Annotated in this window: 21 protein-coding genes; 9 read left to right on the plus strand and 12 right to left on the minus strand. The window is 70.1% G+C overall.

Translation table 11 applies throughout. From position 1 onward, the window contains the following. Positions 1 to 45: 45 nt before the first annotated feature. The 5 genes from KZX17_RS00460 (at position 46) to cydC (ending at position 6,592) form a co-directional block, all read left to right on the plus strand. On the plus strand, positions 46 to 669 hold the full coding sequence (locus KZX17_RS00460; RefSeq protein WP_248171560.1) for a metalloregulator ArsR/SmtB family transcription factor: 624 nt from the start codon (positions 46 to 48) through the stop codon (positions 667 to 669). A 127-nt stretch (positions 670 to 796) separates the two neighbouring features. Beyond that, the gene (locus KZX17_RS00465; protein ID WP_248171559.1) at positions 797 to 2,224 is read left to right on the plus strand and encodes a cytochrome ubiquinol oxidase subunit I; all 1,428 of its coding nucleotides are present in this window, start codon (positions 797 to 799) and stop codon (positions 2,222 to 2,224) included. A 9-nt stretch (positions 2,225 to 2,233) separates the two neighbouring features. Continuing rightward, a complete protein-coding gene (cydB, locus tag KZX17_RS00470) occupies positions 2,234 to 3,268 on the plus strand; it encodes a cytochrome d ubiquinol oxidase subunit II (RefSeq protein ID WP_248171558.1) in 1,035 nt (344 codons plus the stop codon). 16 nt (positions 3,269 to 3,284) lie between these two features. Beyond that, positions 3,285 to 4,934: a thiol reductant ABC exporter subunit CydD gene (cydD, locus tag KZX17_RS00475; RefSeq protein WP_248171557.1), complete on the plus strand. Its 1,650-nt coding sequence runs from the start codon at positions 3,285 to 3,287 to the stop codon at positions 4,932 to 4,934. Beyond that, positions 4,931 to 6,592 (plus strand): thiol reductant ABC exporter subunit CydC, encoded by a 1,662-nt coding sequence (gene cydC, locus KZX17_RS00480; RefSeq protein ID WP_248171556.1) that lies wholly within the window; start codon positions 4,931 to 4,933, stop codon positions 6,590 to 6,592. Before cydD ends, cydC begins: the two co-directional genes overlap by 4 nt. A gap of 9 nt (positions 6,593 to 6,601) precedes the next feature. Here cydC and KZX17_RS00485 read toward each other — a convergent pair whose 3' ends face one another. Next, positions 6,602 to 8,140 carry an SDR family oxidoreductase gene (locus tag KZX17_RS00485; RefSeq protein ID WP_248171555.1) on the minus strand — a complete coding sequence of 513 codons (1,539 nt, stop codon included), beginning with the start codon at positions 8,138 to 8,140 and terminating at the stop codon, positions 6,602 to 6,604. A gap of 112 nt (positions 8,141 to 8,252) precedes the next feature. On the opposite strand from KZX17_RS00485, the gene KZX17_RS00490 reads away from it, so the two are divergent. Continuing rightward, the gene (locus KZX17_RS00490) at positions 8,253 to 9,767 is read left to right on the plus strand and encodes an MFS transporter (protein WP_248171554.1); all 1,515 of its coding nucleotides are present in this window, start codon (positions 8,253 to 8,255) and stop codon (positions 9,765 to 9,767) included. Here the strand turns inward: KZX17_RS00490 and KZX17_RS00495 are convergent. Genes KZX17_RS00495 through KZX17_RS00505 form a run of 3 tightly spaced genes read right to left on the minus strand, consistent with a single transcriptional unit; the run spans position 9,762 to position 12,950 of the window. Beyond that, positions 9,762 to 10,358, minus strand: a complete 597-nt coding sequence (locus KZX17_RS00495; RefSeq protein WP_248171553.1) for a GNAT family N-acetyltransferase — start codon at positions 10,356 to 10,358, stop codon at positions 9,762 to 9,764. The genes KZX17_RS00490 and KZX17_RS00495 overlap by 6 nt on opposite strands. 4 nt (positions 10,359 to 10,362) lie before the next feature. Further along, on the minus strand, positions 10,363 to 12,291 hold the full coding sequence (locus KZX17_RS00500) for a helicase HerA-like domain-containing protein (protein ID WP_248171552.1): 1,929 nt from the start codon (positions 12,289 to 12,291) through the stop codon (positions 10,363 to 10,365). Positions 12,292 to 12,296: 5 nt separating this feature from the next. Next, entirely contained in the window at positions 12,297 to 12,950 is a 654-nt protein-coding gene (locus tag KZX17_RS00505) for a phosphatase PAP2 family protein (RefSeq protein WP_248171551.1), read from the minus strand. Between the two features lie 187 nt (positions 12,951 to 13,137). On the opposite strand from KZX17_RS00505, the gene KZX17_RS00510 reads away from it, so the two are divergent. Together KZX17_RS00510 and KZX17_RS00515 are read left to right on the plus strand one after the other, a co-directional pair. Further along, the gene (locus KZX17_RS00510; RefSeq protein WP_248171550.1) at positions 13,138 to 13,848 is read left to right on the plus strand and encodes a DUF3105 domain-containing protein; all 711 of its coding nucleotides are present in this window, start codon (positions 13,138 to 13,140) and stop codon (positions 13,846 to 13,848) included. Beyond that, the gene (locus tag KZX17_RS00515) at positions 13,845 to 14,543 is read left to right on the plus strand and encodes a DUF305 domain-containing protein (RefSeq protein WP_248171549.1); all 699 of its coding nucleotides are present in this window, start codon (positions 13,845 to 13,847) and stop codon (positions 14,541 to 14,543) included. The genes KZX17_RS00510 and KZX17_RS00515 overlap by 4 nt, the downstream gene beginning before the upstream one ends. A gap of 69 nt (positions 14,544 to 14,612) precedes the next feature. On the opposite strand, the gene KZX17_RS00520 is transcribed toward KZX17_RS00515, so the two are convergent. The 3 genes from KZX17_RS00520 to KZX17_RS00530 form a co-directional block, all read right to left on the minus strand. After that, positions 14,613 to 15,590, minus strand: a complete 978-nt coding sequence (locus tag KZX17_RS00520; protein WP_248171548.1) for a carbohydrate ABC transporter permease — start codon at positions 15,588 to 15,590, stop codon at positions 14,613 to 14,615. After that, a complete protein-coding gene (locus KZX17_RS00525; protein WP_248171547.1) occupies positions 15,590 to 16,927 on the minus strand; it encodes a carbohydrate ABC transporter permease in 1,338 nt (445 codons plus the stop codon). The genes KZX17_RS00520 and KZX17_RS00525 overlap by 1 nt, the downstream gene beginning before the upstream one ends. 108 nt (positions 16,928 to 17,035) lie before the next feature. Continuing rightward, on the minus strand, positions 17,036 to 18,367 hold the full coding sequence (locus KZX17_RS00530) for an ABC transporter substrate-binding protein (protein ID WP_248171546.1): 1,332 nt from the start codon (positions 18,365 to 18,367) through the stop codon (positions 17,036 to 17,038). 267 nt (positions 18,368 to 18,634) lie between these two features. Here KZX17_RS00530 and KZX17_RS00535 point away from each other — a divergent pair, with 267 nt between their 5' ends. Next, complete coding sequence (locus tag KZX17_RS00535) at positions 18,635 to 19,675, plus strand: LacI family DNA-binding transcriptional regulator (RefSeq protein ID WP_248171545.1); 1,041 nt, start codon at positions 18,635 to 18,637, stop codon at positions 19,673 to 19,675. Between the two features lie 71 nt (positions 19,676 to 19,746). Here the strand turns inward: KZX17_RS00535 and rplL are convergent, their stop codons facing one another. From rplL to KZX17_RS00560, 5 genes are all read right to left on the minus strand, one after another. Next, the gene (rplL, locus tag KZX17_RS00540) at positions 19,747 to 20,127 is read right to left on the minus strand and encodes a 50S ribosomal protein L7/L12 (RefSeq protein ID WP_248171544.1); all 381 of its coding nucleotides are present in this window, start codon (positions 20,125 to 20,127) and stop codon (positions 19,747 to 19,749) included. A 50-nt stretch (positions 20,128 to 20,177) separates the two neighbouring features. Continuing rightward, positions 20,178 to 20,666 (minus strand): 50S ribosomal protein L10, encoded by a 489-nt coding sequence (gene rplJ, locus KZX17_RS00545; RefSeq protein ID WP_248171543.1) that lies wholly within the window; start codon positions 20,664 to 20,666, stop codon positions 20,178 to 20,180. Positions 20,667 to 21,128: 462 nt separating this feature from the next. Further along, positions 21,129 to 21,659, minus strand: coding sequence for a hypothetical protein (locus tag KZX17_RS00550; protein WP_248175545.1), 531 nt, complete (start codon positions 21,657 to 21,659; stop codon positions 21,129 to 21,131). 601 nt (positions 21,660 to 22,260) lie between these two features. Further along, positions 22,261 to 23,265 carry a sugar phosphate isomerase/epimerase gene (locus KZX17_RS00555; RefSeq protein ID WP_248171541.1) on the minus strand — a complete coding sequence of 335 codons (1,005 nt, stop codon included), beginning with the start codon at positions 23,263 to 23,265 and terminating at the stop codon, positions 22,261 to 22,263. A gap of 39 nt (positions 23,266 to 23,304) precedes the next feature. Beyond that, positions 23,305 to 24,450, minus strand: a complete 1,146-nt coding sequence (locus KZX17_RS00560) for a Gfo/Idh/MocA family protein (protein WP_248171685.1) — start codon at positions 24,448 to 24,450, stop codon at positions 23,305 to 23,307. Between the last annotated feature and the right edge of the window lie 37 nt (positions 24,451 to 24,487).

Raw genomic sequence — 24,487 nt, forward strand, 5'->3', positions numbered from 1 at the left:
CTGTCGGGCCGCCGGGGTCACCTCCGGTCCTGGGATGATGGTTCCATGACGTCACGGCGTCCCACTGCCTACAACGCGATCTCCACCGCCTCCCGCGTGGAGATCCTCCACCTGTTGCAGACGACGCCGCATCAGACCGTGGGAGAGCTGGTGCAGGCCACTGCCCTCCACCCGAACACGGTGCGCGAGCACCTCCAGCGCCTCGTCGAGCGGGGCTTCGTCGCGACCGAGACCGAGAAGCGGACCGTCAGGGGACGCCCCCGGGTCCTCTACCGGGCGGTCGACGGCGTTCGGGTGTCGAGCCCCGAGCATCGCCGCAAGGTGCAGGCGGCCGTCGAGCGGGGCGACCTCATGCGCCGGGTCATGCCCGAGACCGCGGGTGCGCTGACCGGCCAGGAGCAGCACCAGCTCGACGCCCTCGTCGAGCAGCTGCTCGACGGCGGTTTCGACCCCGTGATCGACGAGGACGACCTCACCATCGACCTCACCCCATGCGCGCACGCCGCCGATCAGGCCGAGACCCGCGAGACCCTCTGCGACGTCCACCTGAGCCTCATGCAGGGGGCGCTCAGCGAGGCCGGCGGTCCGCTCGCCGTCGACGGCATGCGGTCGACGTGCGACCCGCAGCAGTGCGTCATCACGCTGCTCCGTCGGCGTCCCGACGCCTGAATCGCCCTCCTCCGGAACCGTCGCTGACCGGGAGTTCTCAGGGCCCGCCATTTTGCACGGCCCATCGCACAGCGGGCCCGATCGCCGCGTCGTACCGTGAGTCCACACCCGTGGAAGGACCAAGCCCGTGGACGTTCTGGACCCGCTCATCCTGGCGCGCTGGCAGTTCGGACTGACGACGCTCTATCACTACCTGTTCGTGCCGCTCACCCTCGGCATGGCGCTGACCGTCGCCGTCTTCCAAACGGTCTGGCACCGCACCGGCGACGTGAAGTGGCTGCACCTGACCCGGCTCTTCGGCAAGATCTTCCTCATCAACTTCGCGATGGGCGTGGTCACCGGCATCGTGCAGGAGTTCCAGTTCGGCATGAACTGGTCGTCGTACTCCCGCTTCGTCGGCGACGTCTTCGGCGCGCCGCTGGCCTTCGAGGGCCTCATGGCATTCTTCTTCGAGGCAACGTTCATCGGCCTGTGGATCTTCGGCTGGGACAAGCTGCCGCGCCGCATCCACCTGCTGACCATCTGGGCGACCGCGTTCGGCTCCATCCTGTCGGCGTACTTCATCCTCACCGCCAACGCGTTCATGCAGAACCCGGTCGGCTACACGCTGAACCCCGAGACCGGGCGCGCTGAACTGACCGATTTCTTCGCGCTGCTGACGAACCCGGTGGCCCTCGCGGCCTTCCCGCACACGATCTTCTCGGCGTTCATGTTCGCGGCAGCCGTGATCATCGCCGTCGCCGCCTTCCACCTGCGCCGCGGTCAGCACGTCGAGACGATGCGTCCGGCGCTCCGGTACGGCATGTGGTTCATGCTCATCTCCTTCGCCGGCACCGCGATCAGCGGCGACCAGCTGGGCCTCGTGATGGTGCAGACCCAGCCGATGAAGATGGCCGCGGCCGAAGCACTCTGGGAGAACGCGTGCGGTGCCGACGCATCCTTCTCGATCTTCTCCATCGGCACCCCCGACGGGTCGGCCGAGGTGTGGTCGCTGCGCGTGCCGTACCTGCTGTCGTTCCTGTCCACCCACACGCTCGACGGATGCGTGGAGGGACTCAACGACCTGCAGGCCCAGTACACCGAGCAGTTCGGCGCCGGCGTCGACTACAGGCCCGAGATCTGGGTCACGTACTGGTCGTTCCGCTGGATGATGGGCTTCGGCGGCATCGCGACGCTCATCTCGGTCGTGGGGCTCTGGGTCACCCGCGCGAAGGCGACCCGCCCGGTCGCGGACTGGATGTGGCGCATCGCCATCTGGTCGGCTCCGCTCCCCCTCCTCGGCAGCCTCGTCGGGTGGATCTTCACGGAGATGGGCCGCCAGCCGTGGATCGTGTTCAGCCTCATGCTCACCGAGGACGGGGTCTCACCGAGCGTGCCCGGGTGGACGGTGCTCATCTCGCTCACGGCGTTCACGCTCATCTACGCCTCGCTCGCCGTGGTCGAGTGCCGCCTCATCCTGAAGGCGGCGCAGCAGGGCCCGGACCCCCTGCCCGGCCCAGACGACCCGGATCCGCGCGACCTGCCGATCGACCAGACCCCGTCCACGGTCTACTAGGAGCACGCCATGGATCTCGCCACCCTCTGGTTCTTCATCGTCGGCGCCTTCTTCGTCGGCTACTTCGTCCTCGACGGGTTCGACTTCGGCGTCGGCATGAGCCTGCCGTTGCTCGGGCGGAGCGAGGTCGCCCGGCGCCAGGTGATCAACACCATCGGCCCCGTGTGGGACCTCAATGAGACGTGGGTGATCGTCGCCGGGGCGGCGCTGTTCGCCGCCTTCCCGGAGTGGTACGCCACCTTGTTCAGCGGCTTCTACCTGCCGCTCCTGCTGATCCTGCTGGCCCTCATCCTGCGAGGCGTTTCGTTCGAGTACCGCCACCAGCGGGAGGGTCTGCCGTGGAAGCGGCGCTTCGACCGCATGATCGTGATCGGCTCCGTCGTGCCGGCACTGCTCTGGGGGGTCGCATTCGGCAACATCGTGCAGGGCGTGCCGATCGACGCCGACAAGGAGTTCACCGGCACCCTCCTCACGCTGCTGAACCCGTACGGGCTCTGGATCGGCGTCACGACACTGCTCCTGTTCTTCCTGCACGGCGTGTACTTCGTCGGGCTGAAGACCGACGGGCAGGTGCAGGAGGACGCCCACCGCCTCGCGCGCCGGGCGGCGCTGCCGACCATCGTCTTCGCGGCCGGCGCGGTGGTGTGGACCGTGGTCATCGCCATGGAGCGGGATGCGCCGCTGCTGTGGGCCGTGATCGGATGCGGCGCGGTCGCCGCCGTCGCGCTGCTCGCCTCGGCGATCGCCAACGCCCGCCGCCGCGACGGCTGGGCCTTCGCGCTCGGCGCCGTCACGATCGTGGGCGCCGTCCTCACCCTCTGGACCGCCCTCTTCCCGTTCGTGATGCCGTCCACCACCGACCCCGCGTTCTCGCTCACGATCACCAATGCGTCGAGCAGCGACTACACGCTCGGGGTCATGACCTGGGCCGCCGTCATCTTCCTGCCGGGCATCCTCGCCTACCAGGCGTGGACCTACTGGGTGTTCCGCAAGCGGGTGTCGCGCGCGCACATCGAGAAGGCGGATGCCGCCGCGGCGCACTGAACCGGACGCACCGACGATGGCACCTGACCCCACCGCCCCCGCGGCAGAGCTCCGGCAGCCGCCGGTCGACCCGCGCCTGCTGCGGTACGCCTCGGCATCCCGTGGCTTCTTCGTCGCGCTGGCGCTGCTCGCGCTCGTGCAGACCGCAGCCACCGTCGGGTTCGCGCTGCTGACCACGCGCGCGGTGGTCGACGCGATCGCGGGGGCGGAGCTGCCCGCGACTCTCGCGGCACTCGCCGGCGTCGTCGCACTCCGCTCGATCGCGTCGTTCCTGCGCGAGCGCGTCGCCGCCCGGGCGTCGGCGCGCGTGGAGTCGCAGCTGCGGACGGCGGTCCTGGATGCCGTCCGCCGCCTGGGTCCCGGCTGGCTGGCGACGCGCAGCACGTCGCGCGTCGCGCTCGTCGCGGGTCGCGGCCTGGATGCCCTCGAGCCCTATTTCGGCAGGTACCTGCCGCAGCTCGTCGCCACGGCGGTCTCGACACCCATCCTCGTGGCGGTCATGTGGGCGGCGGACTGGGTCTCGGGGCTGACGGTGCTGCTCACGATCCCCCTCATCCCGATCTTCATGATCCTCATCGGCATGGCGACGCGGTTCGTCCAGCAGCGCCAGTGGGACACCCTCGCGCGGCTCTCGTCACGGTTCACGGACACCCTTGCGGGGCTGTCCACACTCGCGGTGTACGGGCGCCAGCACCGCGCCGCAGCGTCGATCGGTCGAACCACCGACGACTACCGCCGCGAGACGATGAAGGTCCTGCGGGTGTCGTTCCTGTCGGGTTTCGCGCTCGAGTTCCTCGCGTCGATCTCCGTGGCCATCGTCGCCGTCTCGATCGGGTTCCGCCTGCTCGACGGGTCGCTCGCCCTCTCGGTCGGACTGTTCGTCCTGCTCCTCGCCCCCGACGCGTACCTGCCGCTGCGCCAGGTCGGCGTGCAGTTCCATGCGTCGAGCGAGGGCGTCGCGGCGACACGGGAGGTCTTCGAGGTGCTCGACGCGGCTGCGGGTCTGCCGGATGCGGCCGACGCCGACACCACTCCCCGACGGGTCGGGCTGCTCGCCCTCCGGGGCGTGGCCGTCCGTGGGCTGCCGCCCGTGCACCTCGTCGCGGCCGCCGGCGAGATCGTCCTCATCGAGGGGCCGAGCGGCGCCGGCAAGTCCAGCCTCCTCGCCGCGCTCCTCGGCACCGCGCCCTACACCGGCACCGTCGAGCTCGATGGCGCGGATGCCGCGTCCCGCCCCGCGTCGACGTGGCTCGCCTGGGCGGGTCAGCGCCCTGGCCTCATCGCGGGCACCGTCGCCGAGAACGTGGCGCTCGGTGATGCCGCGATGCCCGAGGATGTCGTCCGACGCGCGCTCGAGCTCGCCGCGATCCCGGACCTGGAGCCCGCACGCACGCTCGGCGTGCAGGGCGCGGGTCTGTCTGGCGGGCAGGCGCAGCGGGTCGCCGTCGCCCGAGCCATCGCACGGCACCTGCGCGGCGGGGCATCCGTCATCGCCCTCGACGAGCCGTCGGCCTCGCTCGACGCCGACACCGAGGAGCGGTTGTGGGGGTCGCTCCGGCGCCTCGCCGACGACGGCGCGATCGTGCTGCTCGTGTCGCATCGGGAGTCCGCCCGCCGGGTCGCCGATCGCACCGTGCGCCTCGACGGATCGGCGGTGACCGCGTGAGCGCGGCCTCGGACGTGCTCCGCGCCGCCCTCCCCGCGCCGCGCCGGATCTGGCCGGCGCTCGCCTCCGGCTTCCTGTCCGAGGCATCCGCGATCGCCCTGCTGGCGGTGAGCGCCTGGTTGATCGTCCGCGCGAGCGAGCAGCCGCTCGTCCTGTACATCACGCTCGCCGTCGTCGGGGTGCGCGCCTTCGCGCTGTCGCGGGCGGTGTTCCGCTACACCGAGCGCCTCGCCGGCCATGACGCCGTCCTGCACCGCCTGGCCGACACCCGCGCGGGCCTCGTGCGGCGGCTCATCCCGCACGCACCCGCGGGACTGGCGAGGACATCCCGCGGCGACGCCACCACGGCCCTCGTGGACGACGTCGACGAGCTGCAGAACCTCGCGCTCCGGGTCGTGCAGCCGCTCGTCTCATCGGCGACTGTGGCCGTCGGCGCCGTCGTGCTCGTCGCGCTCGTCTGGTGGCCCGCCGCGCTCACGCTGGTCGGCTGCCTCGTCGTGGCGGCGGTCGCGGCGAGCGCCTGGGGCTGGGCGGCGGGCGCCCGTGCCGAGCATGCCATCGCCCCGCGTCGCGCGCGCGTCCGAGCGACGCTGCAGGATCACCTGAGCGCGCTGGACGTCCTCGTCGCCTACGGGGCCGAGGGCGAGAGCCGCGAACGCGTGCGCGTCGCGGATGCGGAGCTGCGCGCCGCGGTGCTGCGGCGTGCGGGGGCGCAGGCGGGCACCGCGGCCGTCGTCGCCCTGGTCGCGGGCGCGGCGACGCTGCTCGCGCTCGTCGTGTCCGCACCCGCCCTCGCGACGGGCGGCCTGCCGGGGCCGGGCCTCGCCGTCGCGGTCCTCGTCCCGATGGCGGTGTTCGAGGTGTTCGCCTCGGTGCCCGCGGCCGCGTCGGCGTGGCGCCAGGTGCGATCGTCGGCCGACAGGATCGCGGCCGTCGTCCCCCGCACCGTCCCAGCGGAGATCCCCGCAGCCGGATCGCCGACCGGCGGGGCACCGCCCCTCGGCGACGGCCTGCGCCTGCGGGGCGTCGAGGCCCGGTGGCCCGGCGACCGGCATCCGCGTCTCCGGGGGGTGGATCTGGACGTCCGTCCCGGCGAGCGAGTCCTCCTCGTCGGGGCCAGCGGGGCGGGCAAGACCACGCTCGCCCACGCACTGGTCCGCTTCCTCGAGGTCGGTGGCGAGTACACGATCGGCGGGAGGGATGTGCGCGAGATCGCACCCGACGACCTGCGCCGCACCGTGGGACTGTGCGAGCAGCATCCGATGCTCTTCGACGAGGACATCCGCCATAACCTGCTGTTCGCCCGCGACACCGCCACGGACGGGGAACTGGAGGCGGTCCTCGACCGCGTCGGCCTCGGGGCGTGGCTGCGGGAGCGAGGCGGGCTCGACGCGCGAGTCGGCGAGCGGGGCGCGCTCGTCTCGGGCGGACAGGCCCAGCGGATCTCGCTCGCGCGGGCTCTCCTGCGCGGCTTCCCCGTCCTCGTGCTCGACGAGCCCACCGCGGGGGTCGACCCCGCCGCATCCGACACCCTGCTCGCCGATCTGCTGTCCGCAGTCGACGGCGAGCGCGCCGTCGTCGTCATCTCGCACGTGCAGGTGCCCGCCGCGCTCGTCGACCGCACGGTGCGCCTGGACGGCGGACGGATCGTCGAATGAGCCTCGGACTCAGGCCGCGTCGGGCTCCCGCTCCGCCGCCGCGGCGATGCGGTTCGCCATGCCCTGGAAGATGAACCCGTGGAACGGCAGGACGGCGAACCAGTAGAGCCGCCCCGCCAGGCCCTTCGGGAAGAAGACGGCCCGCTGGTCGTACCGCGAGCCGTCGCCGTCGGGGCTCGCCCGCAGCTCGAGCCATGCGAGGCCCGGCACCTTCATCTCCGCGCGCAGGCGCAGCAGGCGACCGTCCTCGACCGCCTCCACCCGCCAGAAGTCGATCGCGTCGCCCGCCGCCACCCGGCCACGGCTGCGTCTTCCCCGCTGCAGCCCGACGCCGCCGACGAGGCGGTCCATCCAGCCGCGGACGGCCCAGAGGAACGGCGAGGAATACCAGCCGTTCTCGCCGCCGATGCCGACGATGACCTTCCAGAGCCGGTCGGGCGAAGCCGAGGTCTTCGCCGTCTGCACGTCGGTGAAGACGACCCGCCCCGCCCACTCCGGGTCGCTCGGCAGCGGGTCGCTGGGCACCGAGGACACCTCTGCGTCCTGCCAGCTCGTCTCGACGGCGTCGGACTCGACCTTCCGCAGCGCCAGCCGGACCGCCTCGCGGTATGGCGTGAGTCCGCCCTCGGGCCGGGGCAGCAGGTCGTCGACCGCGTGGTCGTCCATGATGCATTCGTTCTGCAGCGACGCGATCAGCGGGCGCGCGATCGACCGGGGAACGGGCGTCACGAGGTTCACCCAGTGCGACGCGAGGCCCGGGGTGAGCACCGGCAGCGCCGCGATGGCGCGCTGGCGGAGCCCTGCCTCGAGGGCGTAGCCGTTCATCATCTGCCCGTAGCGCAGCACGTCCGGTCCGCCGATGTCGACCGCGCGGTTGACGTCGGAGCCGACCCGCGCCGCCGCGAGCAGATAGTGCAGGACGTCGCGGACGGCGATCGGCTGGATGCGGTTGCGCACCCACTTCGGCGCCGGCATGTAGGGCAGCACGTCGGTGAGGTGCCGGACCATCTCGAACGACGCCGAGCCCGATCCGATGACCACGCCCGCCTGCAGGACGAGGGTCGGGACCCCGCTGTGCAGCAGGGTATCCCCCACCTCGACGCGGGAGCGGAGGTGCGGGCTCAGCGCCACGCCGTCCGGGTGCAGTCCGCCGAGGTAGACGATGCGACCGACGGATGCCTCGGCCGCCGCATCGGCCACGGTCTCCGCCGCCCGGAGGTCCTTCGTCTCGAAGTCGCTCCCGCCACCCATCGAGTGCACGAGGTAGTAGAGGACGTCGACGTCGTCGACGGCCCGCGCGACGGCGTTCGCGTCCTCAGCGGCGCCCTCGACGACCTCGACCTCGCTCCCCCAGACGAAGGCGCGCAGGCGGTCCGGTGTGCGTGCCAGCACACGGACGCGATAGCCGGCCGACAGCAGCCGCGGCACGAGCCTGCCGCCCAGGTAGCCGGTGGCGCCGAGGACGAGGGCGCGGGGCGCGGACCCGTCCTCACGGGGCTGCGCGACGAGGGCCGGTTCGCGGCCGGTGGGGGCGGAGAGCTCGGTCATGCCGACACGATAGACCGCCCGTGACGGGGCTCGGGTCATGCCCACGGCATCCGGTTTGTCAAGGGATTCCGGGAGGGATGCGGGCGGCCGCGGCCCTCCGTACCGTGAAGAGATGGCCAGGTCACATCGTCCCCCGGTTGCGCCGTCCACACCCCGCATCACGCGGGCCCCCGCGCCGCCGCGACTCGAGGTCGACGACGTCATCGTCGTCGACACCAAGAAGGTGCGCACCGCCATCGGTGGCACCGTCGTCGGCAACTTCATGGAGTGGTTCGACTTCGGCATCTACGGCTACCTGGCCGTGACGCTCGCCGTGGTCTTCACGGCCGACCTCCCCGACCCGTGGGGCCTGCTCGTCACGCTCCTCGGCTTCGCCATCTCGTTCCTCGTCCGCCCCTTCGGCGGACTCGTGCTCGGGCCGCTCGGCGATCGCATCGGGCGACAGAAGGTCCTCTTCCTCACGATGGCGATGATGGCCGTGGCGACCGCGCTCATCGGGGTGCTGCCGACGAACGCGCAGATCGGCCTGTGGGCGATCGTGCCGCTCTACCTCCTGAAGATGGTGCAGGGCTTCTCGACGGGCGGCGAGTACGCCGGCGCGACGACGTACGTCGCCGAGTTCTCGCCCGACAAGCGTCGCGGGTTCTGGTCGTCGTGGCTCGACCTGGGCTCGTACGTGGGCTTCGCCGCCGGGGCATCCGTCGTCGCGCTGACCACCGTCATCACCGAGTCCGTCTGGGGCGAGACCGCGATGGTCGACTTCGGGTGGCGCATCCCGTTCCTCGTCGCGATCCCGCTCGGCATCGTCGCGATCTGGTTCCGTCTGAAGATCCCAGAGACGCCCGCCTACGAGAACGCAGCGCAGCACGACGCGGAGGTCGACCGCGAGGACCCGCTTGCCCGTCACGGGATCGGCGGCATCCTCCGTCACCACTGGCGCGAGGTGCTCATCGGCATCGCGATCGTGGCGGCGACCAACACCGCCGGCTACGCGCTCACGAGCTACATGCCCACCTACCTGGAGCAGGAAGTCGGGGTCTCCAACCTCGCCGCAGCCGTCGCGACGGTGCCGGTGCTGATCGTCATGTCCGCGTGCCTCCCGTTCATCGGCAAGCTCAGCGACCGCATAGGCCGGCGACCGGTCTACATGATCGCGGCCGGCTCCACGATCGTCCTCATGGTGCCGGCGTTCGCGATCATGCAGATCGGCGAGGAGTGGGCGGTGTTCATCGCCCTCGCGATGGTGGCGATCCCCGTCGCGTTCTACGTCGCCGTGTCGGCGTCGACCCTGCCCGCGCTCTTCCCGACGGCATCCCGCTTCGGCGCCATGGCGATCGCGTACAACATCTCGGTGTCGCTGTTCGGCGGCACGACGCCGCTGTTCAGCCAGGGCCTCATCGAGCTGACCGGCAACACGTTCATGCCGGCGTTCTACATCATGTTCTTCGCTGCGCTGGGCGGCGTCGCGCTGCTGGCGATGAAGGAGACCGCCAGGCGCCCGCTGCTCGGGTCGGTGCCCACGGTCGAGACGGCGGACGAGGCCCGTGCCGTCGTCGAACGACAGGATGCCGATCCGCTCATCGACACCTCGACGATGCCCATCCCGGTCGGCCGCCGCCGGTCATAGGTGGCGTCCGAATGCCCTCCCGCCGTGGCCCGAGGGCAGCGGCGCGAAACCGAGGCGGGTGTAGAACGCGAGCGCGCCGGTGTTTTGCGCCGACGCGACGAGGTGAACGCCGGACGCCCCGCGAGCGCGGAGCGCAACCGTCACGGCGTCGATGAGACGCCTGCCCCACCCCTGCCCCTGCAGGTGCGGCAGGAGGTCGATGTGCAGATGCGCCGGGAACGCGGCGGCGTGCGGCTCGGGCTTCGACCCGCGGCCGTAGGCGTAGAGGAGCGCACCGTCCTGCCGGGTCCGCTCGTGGTCCGGTCTCGGCCACCGGCGCGCGTGCCGGGGCCACCACTCGGCGCCGAACCACTCCTCGAACGCGTGCGTGTCGTCGGTGGCGACGGCGTACCCGGCGACCCGGCCCTCGTCGTCCTCCACGACGAATGCGAGGTCGGGGTGGCGCTCGGCGTAGGGCAGCACCCAGATGTGCCCCCAGATCGCATCGTCGTCGAAGATGCCGGTGGCGTCGGCCCCGGCATCCCCCGTCCTGACGCAGATCTCCTCGAGTGCCGGTTCGTCGCCGGGACGGAAGGGACGGATGCCGCTCACCCCGTCACCGCCTGCCGTTGCCGAACACGCCGCGGATGACGCTGCCGATGATCGACTGCGTCGTCTTCGAGCCGAGGATCTGCTCGAGCGGGGTCCTCTCGGGGCGGCGGGTGGTCCGCGTCCCGCCGGAGGTCTTCTTGATGAGACGGTCGTACTCGCGCTGCGCATCGCGCTCGGCCTTCTCCTGCGCCTTGTCCATCGCGGCCTTCTGCTTCGCGTACTCGGCGTCGGCCTTCGCCTTGTCGGCGGCGGCCTTGGCGGCATCCGCCTCGGCGTCGGCGGCGGCCATCTTCGCGGCGAGGATCTCGCGGGCGGACTCCCGGTCGACGGCGGTGCCGTAGGTCGCGAGCAGCGGCGACGCGGCGACCGCGGCGGACACGACCGCCTCCGGCGTCGGGGACATGAGGCCCTGCGGCGCGCGGAGCCGCGTCCACGCCACGGGCGTCGGGGCACCCTTCTCATTCATCACGGTGACGATCGCCTCGCCGATGCCGAGCTCCTGCAGCACCCGCTCGAGGTCGTACCCCGATGTCGGGTAGGTGCCGACGGTCGCCCGCAGCGCCTTCGCGTCGTCCGGGGTGAACGCCCGGAGCGCGTGCTGGATGCGCGATCCGAGCTGCCCGAGCACGTCGCTCGGCACGTCCTTCGGCGTCTGCGTCACGAAGAACACGCCGACGCCCTTCGAGCGGATGAGTCGCACCGTCTGGACGATGGCGGCGGTGAACGCCTTCGACGCGTCGCGGAACAGCAGGTGCGCCTCGTCGAAGAAGAAGACGAGCTTCGGCTTGTCGGCATCCCCCACCTCGGGGAGGATCTCGAACAGCTCCGCGAGCAGGTACATGAGGAACGTCGAGAACAGCTCGGGCTTGTCGGCGATCCCGGGCACCTCGAGCAGCGACACGATCCCGCGCCCGTCGGGCGCCGTCCGAAGGAAGTCCCGGACGTCGAACTCGGGCTCACCGAAGAACACGTCGGCACCGCCGTCGGCGAAAGTGATCAGCTCGCGGAGGATCACCCCCGCCGTCGCCGAGGACAGTCCGCCGAGCTCCTTCAGCTCGGGTTTGCCCTCGTCGCTCGTGAGGTGGGTGAGCACCGCGCGGAGGTCGGCGAGGTCGACCAGCGGCAGTCCGTGCGCGTCCGCGTAGTGGAACACGAGCCCGAGGCTCGACTCCTGCGTCTCGTTGAGTCCGAGCACCTTGCTGAGCAGCAGCGGCCCGAAGCCGGTGACCGTCGCGCGCACCGGCACGCCGGTGCCGATCCCGCCGAGCGCGAAGTACTCCGTGACGGATGCCGCCGGCTCCCACGCCTGCCCGATCGCCTCCGTGCGGGTCAGCAGCTTCGGATTCGACTCGCCCGGTGTCGCGACCCCCGTCAGGTCGCCCTTGATGTCCGCGGCGAAGACGGGCACGCCCTTCGCGGCGAGCTGCTCCGCGAGACCCTGCAGGGTGCGCGTCTTGCCGGTGCCCGTCGCCCCGGCGACGAGCCCGTGCCGGTTGGTCATCGCGAGCGGGATGCGGATCTGCGCCTCGCGGACCGGGTCGCCGTTCACGAGCGCACCGAGGTCGAGGGTCGCCTCCTCGAACGAGTACCCGGCGACGATGCGAGCGACCTCGTCCGCGTCGAGCGGTCCCTCCGATGGCGCGGATGCCGATGGGGCGGGTTCCGGCGCGGGCGCGGGCTCCGGCGACGCGGGGGCGGCTTCCGGCGAAGGCGCGGGCTCCGCCGACGGCGCTGCAGCCCCGGCGGGGTCGGTCTCCGGCGGGGCGGCTGCCGGGGACGGCGGCGGCGCGGCATCCGTCTCCCGACGGGCAGCGGACGCCCGTGCGGCGGCGAGCGCGGCCTGCGCCTGCGCGAGCTTCAGGGCGGCTTCGGCAGCGGCGGCCTCGGCTTCGAGTCGAGCGAGGTCTGCGGCGGCGGCATCTTCGGCGCTCATGGCGCTCAGCCTAGCGAGCGTCGACGCTCGCGCTCCCGGACGATCGGCACCGTCATGACCGCCGCGACGATGAGCGTGGTCGCGATCCCGAGGACGAGGGCGCCGAGGGTGTCCGTGAGCCAGTGCGCGTGCACCTGGGTGCGGCTGAACGCCATCAGCAGCGTCCAGCCGAGCCCGATGACGGCGACCCAGACGCGCGGGAAGAGGATGACGGCGACGGTCGCGATGACGGCCGCGTTCGCCGTGTGGCCCGACGGGAACGACCCGTGGTCCGAGATGACGAGGATCTCCTCGGGACGGAGGCGACCGAAGATGCTCTTCAGCAGCTGCACGACGAGGGCGCCGACGATGGATGCCGCGAGGAAGAACACGGCGCCCCAGGGTCGCCGCGCGGTCACGAGGAGCGCAGCGCCGGCGAGCGGGACGATGTAGGTCCCGACGATCCCGGCGCCCGCGACGTTCATGAACAGCGCGACCGGACGGATGCCGGGGAGGAAGGTCGCGACGTAGTCGTTCCACCAGGCGTCGAGGTCGATGAGCTCGGAATCGGTCGACTCGACGGCGATGCCGGTGGCGACGGTCACGATCAGCAGCAGGACGCCGATGACCGCCAGCCGCAGTCCGATGCCGACCTCGTGCTCGTGGGTGGGGACGCTCATCGCCCCATTGTGTCGGCGGGAGCCCACCGGCACGGACCCCTTGCGCGAGCACCCCGAACCCTGCATCCGGTGAGGGGAACCTATGAAGCCGCCCAGCAGGAGCCCGCTCCCCGGCTGTCGACGCATGTCGCCGAATAGGATTGGAGCCGCGCGCCCGCGCCGAACCCCGACGAACGAGGCCACACCTATGACCCCGAACGACTCCGCCGGACAGCGGAAGAGCGGCAACCCCGCCACGCAGGCTCAGCTCAACCTGACGGTCAAGCAGCAGCGTGAGCAGCAGAAGCAGCAGAAGCTCGCGGAGTACCAGCGTCAGCTGGCGAAGCGTCGCCGCACGAAGGCCACGTGGTGGATCGTCGGAGCGACCGCAGCCGTCCTCGTCATCGGTCTCGTCGTGGCATCCGTCATCTTCACGCCCCGCCCCGTGACGGTCGCCCGCGGCGACGGCGACGGCTCGGGCATCTCCGGGGTGCAGACCTACGAGCACACCGCGAACCACGTCGAGGGCGAGGTCGACTACGAGGAGACGCCGCCCACCGGTGGGGACCACAACGCGATCTGGCTGAATTGCGGCGTGTACGACCAGCCCGTGCCCAACGTCAACGCCGTCCACTCCCTCGAGCACGGCGCCATCTGGGCCACCTACGACCCCGCCCAGGTCGACCAGGCGCAGATCGACGCGCTCGAGGCGCAGCTGCCCTCGACCTACACGATCCTCTCGCCCTACGAGGGCATGGACACCCCGATCGCCGTGAGCGCGTGGGACGCGCAGCTGAAGGTCGACTCCCCCGACGACGAGCGCATCGGCGACTTCATCGAGGCGTACTGGCGCAACGTCAACGGTCCCGAGCCCGGCGCCGCCTGCTCGGGTGCCCTGGACGCGCCCGGCAAGCAGTGACCTCCGAGCCGATCGACGACACCGAGGCGGGGACGCGCACGCTCCCGCCCTGGTGGGTCCTGCTCCTGGTCGCGCTGGCGATCGGCGCGGTCGCATTCTCGATCGGACGGTTCTCGACCTTCGGCATCGCGGGGTCGACTCCCGCCGACGACTCCGCGGACGCCGGCTTTGCCCGCGACATGCAGGTGCATCACTCCCAGGCCGTCGAGATGGCCATGACGATCTACGCCGAGACCGACGACGACGAGCTCCGCACCCTCGCCTACGACATCGCGACCGGGCAGTCCGCCCAGCGCGGCGAGATGTTCGACTGGCTCGTCCAGTGGGGCCTGCCGCAGTACGGCAGCGAGCCGATGGCGTGGATGTCGGCGTCCGGCGACCCCGCCCACGGCGCGCATCAGGCGGCCACCGAGGACGGCTCGCCGATGACCGACGAGGAGATGCGCCAGGCGATGGGGATGGCCAGCGAGGAGGAGTTGCAGGAGCTCCGCGCGGCGACGGGGCGAGCCGCCGACTGCCAGTTCCTGACGCTCATGATCCGCCACCACGAGGGCGCCATCCCGATGGCCGACGCCGTCATCGAGCTCGGTTCCGACGAGCGCGTCACGACGGTCGCCGAGAGCATGAAGAAGGGGCAGACCTTCGAGATCCAGGCGATGACCTCGATGCAGCAGCGGTTGGGCTGCACCGGCTGATCCGTCCGCACACGGAAGAGGGGGATGCCGGTGGCCACCGGCATCCCCCTCTTCTCCGTTCCCGCCGGATCAGCCCTTCGTCGCGCCGGCCAGAAGACCGCGGACGAAGAACCGCTGCAGGGCGAAGAACACGATCAGCGGGACGATGATCGAGATGAACGTTCCCGCCGACTGCAGGAACCAGCGGTTGCCCCACGTTCCCGACAGCGAGTTCAGGGCCTGGGTGATCGGCAGCGCACCGGGCGACGCGAAGATCGTCGCCACGAGCAGATCGTTCCACACCCACAGGAACTGGAAGATCGCGAACGAGGCGATGGCGGGGGCGGCCAGCGGCAGGATGATCCGGAAGAACACCTGACCGTGACCGGCGCCGTCGACCCGCGCCGCTTCGATGATCTCGCCCGGGATCTCGGCGATGAAGTTGTGCAGCATGAACGTCGCCAGCGGGAGCGCGAAGATCGCGTGCGCGATCCAGACGCGGGCGAAGCTGTACTCGACCTCGTTCAGACCGAAGCCCGGGAAGATCGGCACATCACCGAGCGTCAGCCCATCGGAGAACAGGCTGAGCAAGGGCACGAGGGCCATCTGCAGCGGCACGATCTGCAACGCGAAGACGAAGATGAATAGCGCGCTGCGTCCTTTGAAGTCGATCCATGCGAACGCGTACGCCGCGAGCGACGCCATGACGATCGGGAACACCGTGGCGGGGACGGTGATCGCGAGCGAGTTGACGAAGCCCGACGCCAGCGTCGTCGATGTGCCGCCCGCCGTCGCCGCCTCAAAGTAGTTGTCGAGGGTGAATCCGGGATTCGCGAAGACGGTCCACCAGCCCGTCGACTGGGTGTCGGCGCCGGGACGGAACGACGTGACGAAGAGGCCGAAGGTCGGGATCGTCCAGAAGACGGCGATGATGACGGCCGCGATCGTCGCGCCCTTCGACGTCAGCTTCTTGTGCGCGATCGCCTCATTGCGGCGGGTCTCACGATCGACCTGCCGCTTGGTGCGGGTGTCGAGCGGTGCGGCCGGTGCCATCGGTGCGGCGGTCATCAGCGGATCTCCCTCTGCTTTGCCAGCGATCGCGCGTTGTAGATGATCAGCGGCAGGACGAACAGGAACAGCACGACCGCGAGCGCCGACGACTGGCCGTAACTCTGGAACCGCTGCTGCTGATTGACCATCTCGAAGCCGAGCACGGTCGTGTCGTCGCGCCCGCCGGTCATGACGGCCACGATGTCGTACACCTTCAGCGACGCGATGGTGATCGTGGTGAGGACGACGATCAGCGAGGAGCGGATGCCGGGGACGGTGACGTTGCGGAATCGCTGCCACGCGTTGGTGCCGTCGAGCTGCGCCGCCTCGAGCTGCTCGCTCGGGACCGCTTTGATCGCGGCCGAGAGGATGACCATTGCGAAGCCCGTCTGCGTCCAGATGAACACCACGAGGAGCATCAGCGTATTCACCACCGGCTTGATGGCGAGCCACGTGACCGGCTCCCCGCCGAACGCAGTGACGACGGCGTTCAGCAGACCGACCTGCTCGCCCTGGCGGGCGTCGTACATGAACTTCCAGATGATGCCGGCCCCCACGAACGAGATCGCGACGGGCATGAACACGAGGACCTTCAGGACCTTCTCCCCCCGAGCTCGGTCGATGAACACGGCGTAGGCGAGACCGATGGCGACCGAGACGGTCGGCGCGAGGAGTGCCCACAGCAGTGTGTTGATGACCGATACGGTGCCGGTCGGGTTCGTGAAGACCCAGATGTAGTTGTCGAGTCCGACGAACTCCGCGCCGGTCTTGTCGAAGAACGACTTGAAGAACGTGGAGATGGCCGGGTAGATGAGCCCCAGTGCGAGCATGATGCTGGCCGGCGCCATGAACAGAATGAGCTGGAACAGGTACCCGGCACCCTGACGGGATCGGAAGTCGGCGAAGAACAGCAGCGCGCCGACCAGCAACGCGATCGCGACGACGTAGAGGACGGCGTTGGCATAGGGGCGCAATAGGAGGAACGCGAGCAGCGGGATCGCAAGGCATGCGACCAGCCGCATGATGAAGTATCCGCGACCCGGCCTCGGCGCGAACTCGATGAGCACGAGGATGATCCCGACCACGGCGCCGAACACGAGCAGGATGACGGGGATCTGGATGAGAGGGTGCACGCCGCCCAGCCACACGAAGAAGCTGTTGAGCGAGAAGCCGATCGTGATGCGCGACGACTCCTCGCTCGAGGCGGTGAAGATCAGTAGCAGCAAAACTGAGGCGATGAGGATGAACCCGGCAGCGACGACGATGCGGGTGACCGCGCGCCCCTTCGGGTCGGCGGCGTGGACGGTTTCGGGTGTGGCTGTGTCGACGGGTCTGTCGACGGTCGTCTGCGACATGTGGAGCCCTTCTGGGTACTGCGGCGTACCCGAGCGACGGATGGGAGAAGCGGGGTCGGGCTGGTTCCAGCCCGACCCCGCTCGGCTCAGCCGATCGTCAAGCGACGATCAGTTCTCGTAACCGGCCTGGATGTCGGAGAGCACCGAGTCGGTGTCGCGACCGTCGATCCAGTCGACCATGCCCTTCCAGAACGAGCCCTGGCCCACGGTGGCGGGCATCAGGTCGGAGGCGTCGAAGCGGAACACCGTCGTCTCGTCCTGCAGCGTCATCATGGCTTCCTTCAGGAACTCGCTCGAGGCGAGGTCGGGGTTCGCGTTCTTGTTCGCGGAGATGACACCACCGAGCTCGACACGCGCGTCGGCGAACTCCGGCGACGCCATGAACTCGAGCACCTGCTGAGTGGACTCGTCGTCCGAGAACGCTGCGACGAACTCGCCGCCGCCCTCGATCTGGAGCTCGCCCTCGGTGTAGCCCGGCGTCAGGAAGGCGTAGACGTCACCGTCGGGCGCAACCTCCGGGGTGGCGCCGTCGGCCGTCTGCACGTCGAGGAAGTTCGCCGAGAGGAACGAGGCCTGGTGGGTGAGGGCGCAGTCGCCGCTCGCGACAGCGGCCGCGACGTCGCCGAACGCGGTGGAGTTGATGCTGCGCACGTCACCGTAGCCCGCGTTGACATAGTCCGGGTTGAGGAGGATTTCCCCCACCGCGTCGAATGCCTCCTTGATTTGCGGGTCGGTGAACGGAACCTCGCCGGCGACCCACTGGTCGTAGACGTCCGGGCCGGACTGGCGCAGGACGAGGTCCTCGATCCAGTCGGTACCGGGCCATCCCGACGCCGCCTCCGATGCGAAGCCGGCGCACCACGCCGGGCCACCGGTGGTCTCGACGATCGTGTCCGTCAGTGCAAGCATCTCGTCCCACGTCTTCGGGATCTCGACGCCCCACTCCTCGAACTGCTTCGGCGAGTACCAGACGTACCCCTTCAGGTTCGCGAGCATGGGCGCCGCGTAGAAGGTGTCGTCGAACGTGCCGTACTGCTTCCAGTCCGGCGACCAGTTCTCGTCGACCGCGCTCTCGACGGCCTCGGGGGCCGGCAGCACCTTGCCGGTGTCGACGAGGGCTTTGAGCAGACCGGGCTGCGGAACGATCGCGATGTCGGGGGCGTCGCCACCGGTGACCTTGGTCACGATGTTGCCCTCGAAGGACTTGTCGCCGACGTACTCGACCGTGATGCCGGTGTCCTCAGTGAAGCTCGCGAAGGACTCGTTGAGAGCGTCGGCTTCTCCGCCGGTGATGCCGCCCGAGATGCGAACTGTCGTCTTCCCCTCGCCGCTGCCGCCCTCGCCTTCCGTTCCGCCTTCCGCGCACCCTGCCAGCACCAGTGCTGCCGCGCCCACGAGGGCGACCGGGGCAAGAAGACGGTATCGCTGTGACAATGCCATGTAACTTCTCCTCTTTCGGGATCATCCGTCCGCCCAGAGGAGCCTTGTCCGCATCCATTGGGGAACCGATTCCAGGACAACCTACTGTCCAGGGCGCCCCCGGCACAACTGCGAAATATCAAGGTTCTGCAACCATTGATGCTGACTCCGGCCCCCTCGTGAGAGCGTTCTCAACTTGTTACCGTGGAACCGGTTCCCCGGGGCCGGTGCGACGACTACGCTGACATCCGACCGATGGGGACGGTTGGAACTGGTCGAGGAGGACCGATGCACACCATCGCCGACGTCGCCCGTGAAGCCGGCGTCTCGAAGGCGACCGCGAGCCGCGCCCTGACCGGCAGCCCACAGGTCTCGCCCGCCACCCGCGCGCGTGTCCACGAGGCAGCCCAGCGGCTCGGATACGTGGCATCCACGAGCGCCGTCAGTCTCGCCACGGGTCGTACCCGCAACGTCGGGGTCGTCATGCCGCACGTGAACCGGTGGTTCTTCGCCGAAGTCCTCGAGGGGATCCAGGAAGCCCTGCTCGAGCGTGGCTTCGACCTCACGCTCTACGACGCGACCCCGGGCAGCGAGAACCGTCGACGGGTGTTCGCCGAGTTCCTGAGCCGCAAACGGTTCGACGGCCTGATCGCCGTCGGCCTCGAGCCCGCCGAGAGCGAGATCGACACCCTGCTCGCCCTGCGGCAGCCCGTCGTGAGCGTCATCGGCACGCAGCGCACGACCAGCGTGGTCACGCTCGACGACACGCATGCGGCATCTCTCGCGACGGCGCACCTCGTCTCCCTGGGGCACCGGCGTGTTGCATTCCTCGGCGGGACATCGTCGACCCATTGGCCGCATGTCGAGTCGGCACGCTTCGAGGGGTACACCAACGAGATGCGGGACGCGGGCCTTGCGGAGCACATCACCCGCACGCCCGCCGAGCTGACGATGTCAGCCGGCTACGCGGCCGCCGTCGACCTGCTGAGCGACCCGTCCCAGCGCCCCACCGCGATCGTGGCCGCGTGCGACGAGGTGGCGATCGGTGCCATCATCGCGGCGCGGCGCCTCGGCATCCTGGTCCCGTCCGACCTCAGCGTCATCGGCATCGACGACCATGTCAACGCCGAGATGTTCGCCCTCACGACGCTTCGACAGGTGCCGCGAGATCAGGGGGCGACCGCCGTGGAGCTGCTGATGCGGCACATCGAGGACCCGACCGCGACACCGGAGAGCGTCGTCATCCGTCCCCGACTCGTGGTGCGGAACTCCACCTCCGCACCCGCCGGGGCGACCCCGGTCGCGGTCCGCGACGCCGCCTGGTCCTGACCGGCGCGCAGGGCAACGGCAGAGGGCCCCGGATGCCGAAGCATCCGGGGCCCTCTGAAAGGTGCGGGACCTTACTTGACGGTGACCGTCGCGCCGGCGGCCTCGAGGGCCTCCTTCGCCTTGTCGGCGGCTTCCTTGTTCGCGCCCTCGAGCACGGCCTTGGGAGCGCCGTCGACGACGGCCTTGGCCTCGCCGAGGCCGAGCGAGGTGAGCTCGCGGACGACCTTGATGACCTGGATCTTCTTGTCGCCGGCAGCCTCGAGGATGACGTCGAAGGAGTCCTTCTCCTCAACCTCTTCAGCAGCAGCGCCACCGCCGGCGCCGGCAACGGCGACGGGGGCAGCAGCGGTGACGTCGAACTTCTCCTCGAACGCCTTCACGAACTCGCTGAGCTCGACGAGGGTGAGGCCGGCGAACTGCTCGAGCAGCTCCTCGGTGGAAAGCTTCGCCATGATGTATCTCCTAGATAGATGGGGTTTGTGTAAAAGAGGTCGCTGCTCGCTCAGGCGGCGTCAGCGGTCTCCAGCTTTTCGCGAAGCGCGTCGATGGTGGCCGCAGCCTTGCCCATCGTCGCCTTCATCATGCCCGCAGCCTTCGCCAGCAGAACCTCACGGCTCTCGAGCGAGGCGTACTTGTTGACCTCGTCGGCCGTGAGGGCGTTGCCCTCGAAGATGCCGCCCTTGATCACGAGAAGCGGGTTGGCCTTGGCGAAGTCACGCAGAGCCTTGGCAGTGGCGACGAAGTCACCGTGCACGAAAGCGACGGCCGAGGGACCCTTAAGGTCCTCGTCCAGCACCGTGATCCCCGCGTTGTTCGCGGCGATCTTGGTCAGCGTGTTCTTCACCACGGCGTACTGCGCGTCCTGACGGATGTCGTTGCGCAGCTGCTTGAGCTGGGCAACCGTCAGACCGCGGTACTCGGTCAGCAAGACGGCGTTCGAGTCCTCGAAGTTCTTCGTGAGCTCGGCGACCGATGCATCCTTCTGCGCCATGGTCACTCCTTGATGTGTACGAGACGTCCCGCAGTGGCGGGACATCGACCTCGACGGTCGGGCTGCATGAGAAAAGCTCCGGCGCAAGCGCACGGAGCTTTGGGCCCGGTCTCCCGGAAGTCTGTCGTACACCTGCGTGGGCCCCTGCGATGCAGAGCTTCGATCGTGTGCGCGGACGCACGACGATGACCGACGGTCTTTGGCTTGTGCTCCAGTGTACGGCCCGTCCGCGCGGGCGCCAAATCCGGGCGGGACGCTGCGCCACCCGCATCCGCCAGCGCGCAGGCTCGTGCGGTTTGACCTGCGTGGGCTGCGCGCCACCGGCATCCACATCACGTTCTCTGGATGAGCGCACACGCTCTGAACGATTCACGACGTGTGGACTCGTGGCGAACACGTGATGTGGTCGGGCACAGGGCGGGCGGCGGGACGCGTGGGGACGAGAACGGGCGGCGGGACGCGTCAGCGCGGGAAGACGCCGAAGGCGCGCAGGCGAACCGCGAGCGCGTCCACCGACGCGATGTCGGCCCAACCGATGCGCACGACGCGATGCTGCGTCACGCCCCGGATCCAGTCCTCCCGCCGCTTCTCGGCCAGTAGGACCTCCTCGACGCTCCGACCGTCGCGCAGCCCGTCATCCCGGTACTTGATCTCGCCGTCGAACTCGACGAAGACGGCCTCGTCTTCGAGCTCGAGGTCCACCCGCAAGTCTGCACCCGACGGTCCGGGGACGCGCACCTGCATCCCGATGCGGCTGAACCCGATCTCCGCGAGCAGCCAGCGGGTGACGCTCTCCCCCGTGCTCTCCGCGCGGTCGTCCGCGAAATTGACGACCGAAACAGCCCGCCGCGCTCCCCGTGACGCGTGATGCCGCCGGCCGAGGTCGAGCACCGCCTGGCGGCAAATCTCAGCGGCCGCTCGATCGCCGCCAGCACCCTGCACTGCGCCGCGGAGTGCAGCGTCCACCGCCGCCACGCCGGTTTCGGGCGCCACTGTCCGGCACAGATCCCAGACAGTGCGGTGCAGCGTCGTGCACGGCATCCGGGACATGTCGGAAAAGAGGGAGACCCCACAGCACCGCCGCGGACTGGTACGAGAAGACGCTCGAGCCGCTGGTGCGCTCGGCATTCGCGGCGGCGATTTCGATCAGGTGTCGTGACTCCGGCCAGAGACCGGCGAGTGAAGCAGTGGGGACGTACCGATTGCGCTGCAGCCGGACGAGCCGACCGCCCCTGACCGCATCCGTGATGTCCCTCGACCGCCAGCCGGCCCGTTCGAGGGCAGCTCGATCGACGACTATCCGGCGTGCTTGCTCGATGGTGACGTTATGCAGCATGGGCAGAGCATGCGCCGCGAACCGGAGCGGCTCCGCCCGCGCTCAGCGATCGGGGACGTCGCGTAGTCTCGGCCAACTGGGGAGGAACCCCCCGGGCCGGTTCATGTTCTCCGGACGGGCACCCACGTCCCGACCCGCTCGAGACGTGGGTTGTCGTCGGGAGAACATGATGTGGACCCAAGGCGGGGGGATGCCGCAGCGCAGCGGACGCGTGCGCGCGTGAAGGGGCGCTCTCGCGGCGGGGCGCGGGCGCGGACGTCAGCGCGCGCTGAAGGCGGCGTCGAATGCGGCGGCGGCGGGCTCGTAGGTCGACAGGCGGCGGACGAAGGCGAGGGCTTCGGGCGCGCCGACGAGGCGGTCCATGCCGGCGTCCTCCCACTCCACCGACAGGGGGCCTGCGTACCCGATCGCGTTCAGCATGCGGAACGCGTCCTCCCACGGGACGTCGCCGTGCCCGGTCGAGATGAAGTCCCAGCCACGACGCGGATCCGCCCATGCGAGGTGGGACGAGAGCCGCCCGTTCCGGCCGTTGCCGAGGCGCTTCTTCGTGTCCTTGCAGTGCACGTGCAGGATGCGGTCGCGGAAGTCCCACAGGAACGACACCGGGTCGAGGTCCTGCCAGACCATGTGGCTCGGGTCCCAGTTCAGGCCGAAGGCCTCCCGGTGGCCGATCGCCTCGAGCGCGAGACGCGTGGTCCAGTAGTCGTAGGCGATCTCGGACGGGTGCACCTCGTGCGCGAAGCGGACGCCGACCTCGTCGAAGACGTCGAGGATCGGGTTCCAGCGGCGGGCGAAGTCCTCGTAGCCGGCATCCACCATGTCCTGCGACGCCGGCGGGAACATGGCGACGTACTTCCAGATCGACGACCCGGTGAAGCCCGTGACCGTCCCCACGCCCAGCTTCGCCGCCATGCGCGCGGTGTCCTTCATACCCTCGGCCGCGCGCCGCCGCACACCCTCGGCGTCGCCGTCGCCCCAGACACGGTCGGAGAGGATGTCGCGGTGTCGCTGATCGATCGGGTCGTCGCACACGGCCTGACCGCCGAGGTGGTTCGCGATGGCGAACGCCTGCAGCCCGTTGCGCTCGAGGATGTCCCGGCGACTGCGCACGTAGGCGGCGTCGTCCCAGCGGGTCACGTCGAGGTGATCGCCCCAGCACGCGATCTCGAGGCCGTCGTAGCCCCACTCCCCTGCGAGCCGCGCAACCTCCTCGAAGGGCAGGTCGGCCCACTGGCCCGTGAAGAGGGTGATCGGTCGCGCCATCGCGGTTCCTTTCTCGGAGGCCGGGCTCACCCGGCGAGCTCATTCGGTGGTCGATGTCCAGATGCTGCCCGCGGCGGAGCTGCGCTCGACGGCGTCGAGCACCCGCTGCACGTGCAGTCCGTCGGCGAAGGACGGCCGTGGGGCGGTGCCCTCGGCGATCGCCGTCGTGAAGTCACGAACCTGGTGCGAGAAGCCGTGCTCGTAGCCGAGCATGTGCCCCGTGGGCCACCAGGGTGCGAGGTAGGGGTGGTCGTGCTCGGTGACCAGGATGCGGCGGAAGCCGAGCTCGGTGCCAGGCGCGGTCGCATCGTAGAACTCGAGCTCGTTCAACCGCTCGAGATCGAACGCGAGGGCGCCGAGGGACCCGGAGACCTCGATGCGGAGCGCGTTCTTGCGCCCCGTGCGGAAGCGGGTCGCCTCGAAGGACGCCAGCGCGCCGGAGCGCAGCCTGCCCGTGAAGAGGGCGACGTCGTCGACGCTCACCCGCCCGCGCTCGACGCTCGCGGTCCCCGACAGCCCGATCCCCTCGCCGAGCAGCGGTCGCTCGTGGACGAGGGTCTCGACGATGCCCGAGACGCTGTCGACCGTCTCCCCGGTGATGAACTCGGCGAGGTCGATGGCGTGCGCCCCGATGTCGCCGAGCGACCCCGAGCCGGCCTTCGACCGGTCGAGTCGCCACGTCATCGGCGCCTCGGCGTCCATCAGCCAGTCCTGCAGGTACTCAGCGCGCACCTGTCGGATCTCCCCCAGCCGGCCCGCCGCGATCAGGTCGCGGGCGAACGTCGCGGCGGGGACCCTCCGGTAGGTGAACCCCACCATGGCCCGGATGCCGCGCGCCTCGGCGTGGGCTGCGGCATCCGCCATCGCCTCGGCTTCGGCGACGGTGTTGGCCAGCGGCTTCTCGCACAGCACGTGCTTGCCCGCTGCGAGGGCCGCCATCGCGATCTCGGCGTGCGTGTCACCCGGGGTGACGATGTCGACGACGTCGACGTCGCCACGGGCGATCGTCGCTCGCCAGTCCGCCGAGGACTCCGCCCAGCCCCACTTCTCGGCGGCTGCCGCGGCAGCCCCGGCATCCCGTCCGGTCACGACCTGCATGACCGGCTGGAGCGGGAGGTCGAAGAAGCGCGGCGCCACGCGCCAGCCCTGCGAGTGCGCGGCGCCCATGAAGCCGTGGCCGATCATGGCGACGCGGAGGGGTCCGGTCATGTCGGTGTCCTCT

This window comes from Microbacterium sp. EYE_78 (genome assembly GCF_023149035.1).
Classification (GTDB): Bacteria; Actinomycetota; Actinomycetes; order Actinomycetales; family Microbacteriaceae; genus Microbacterium.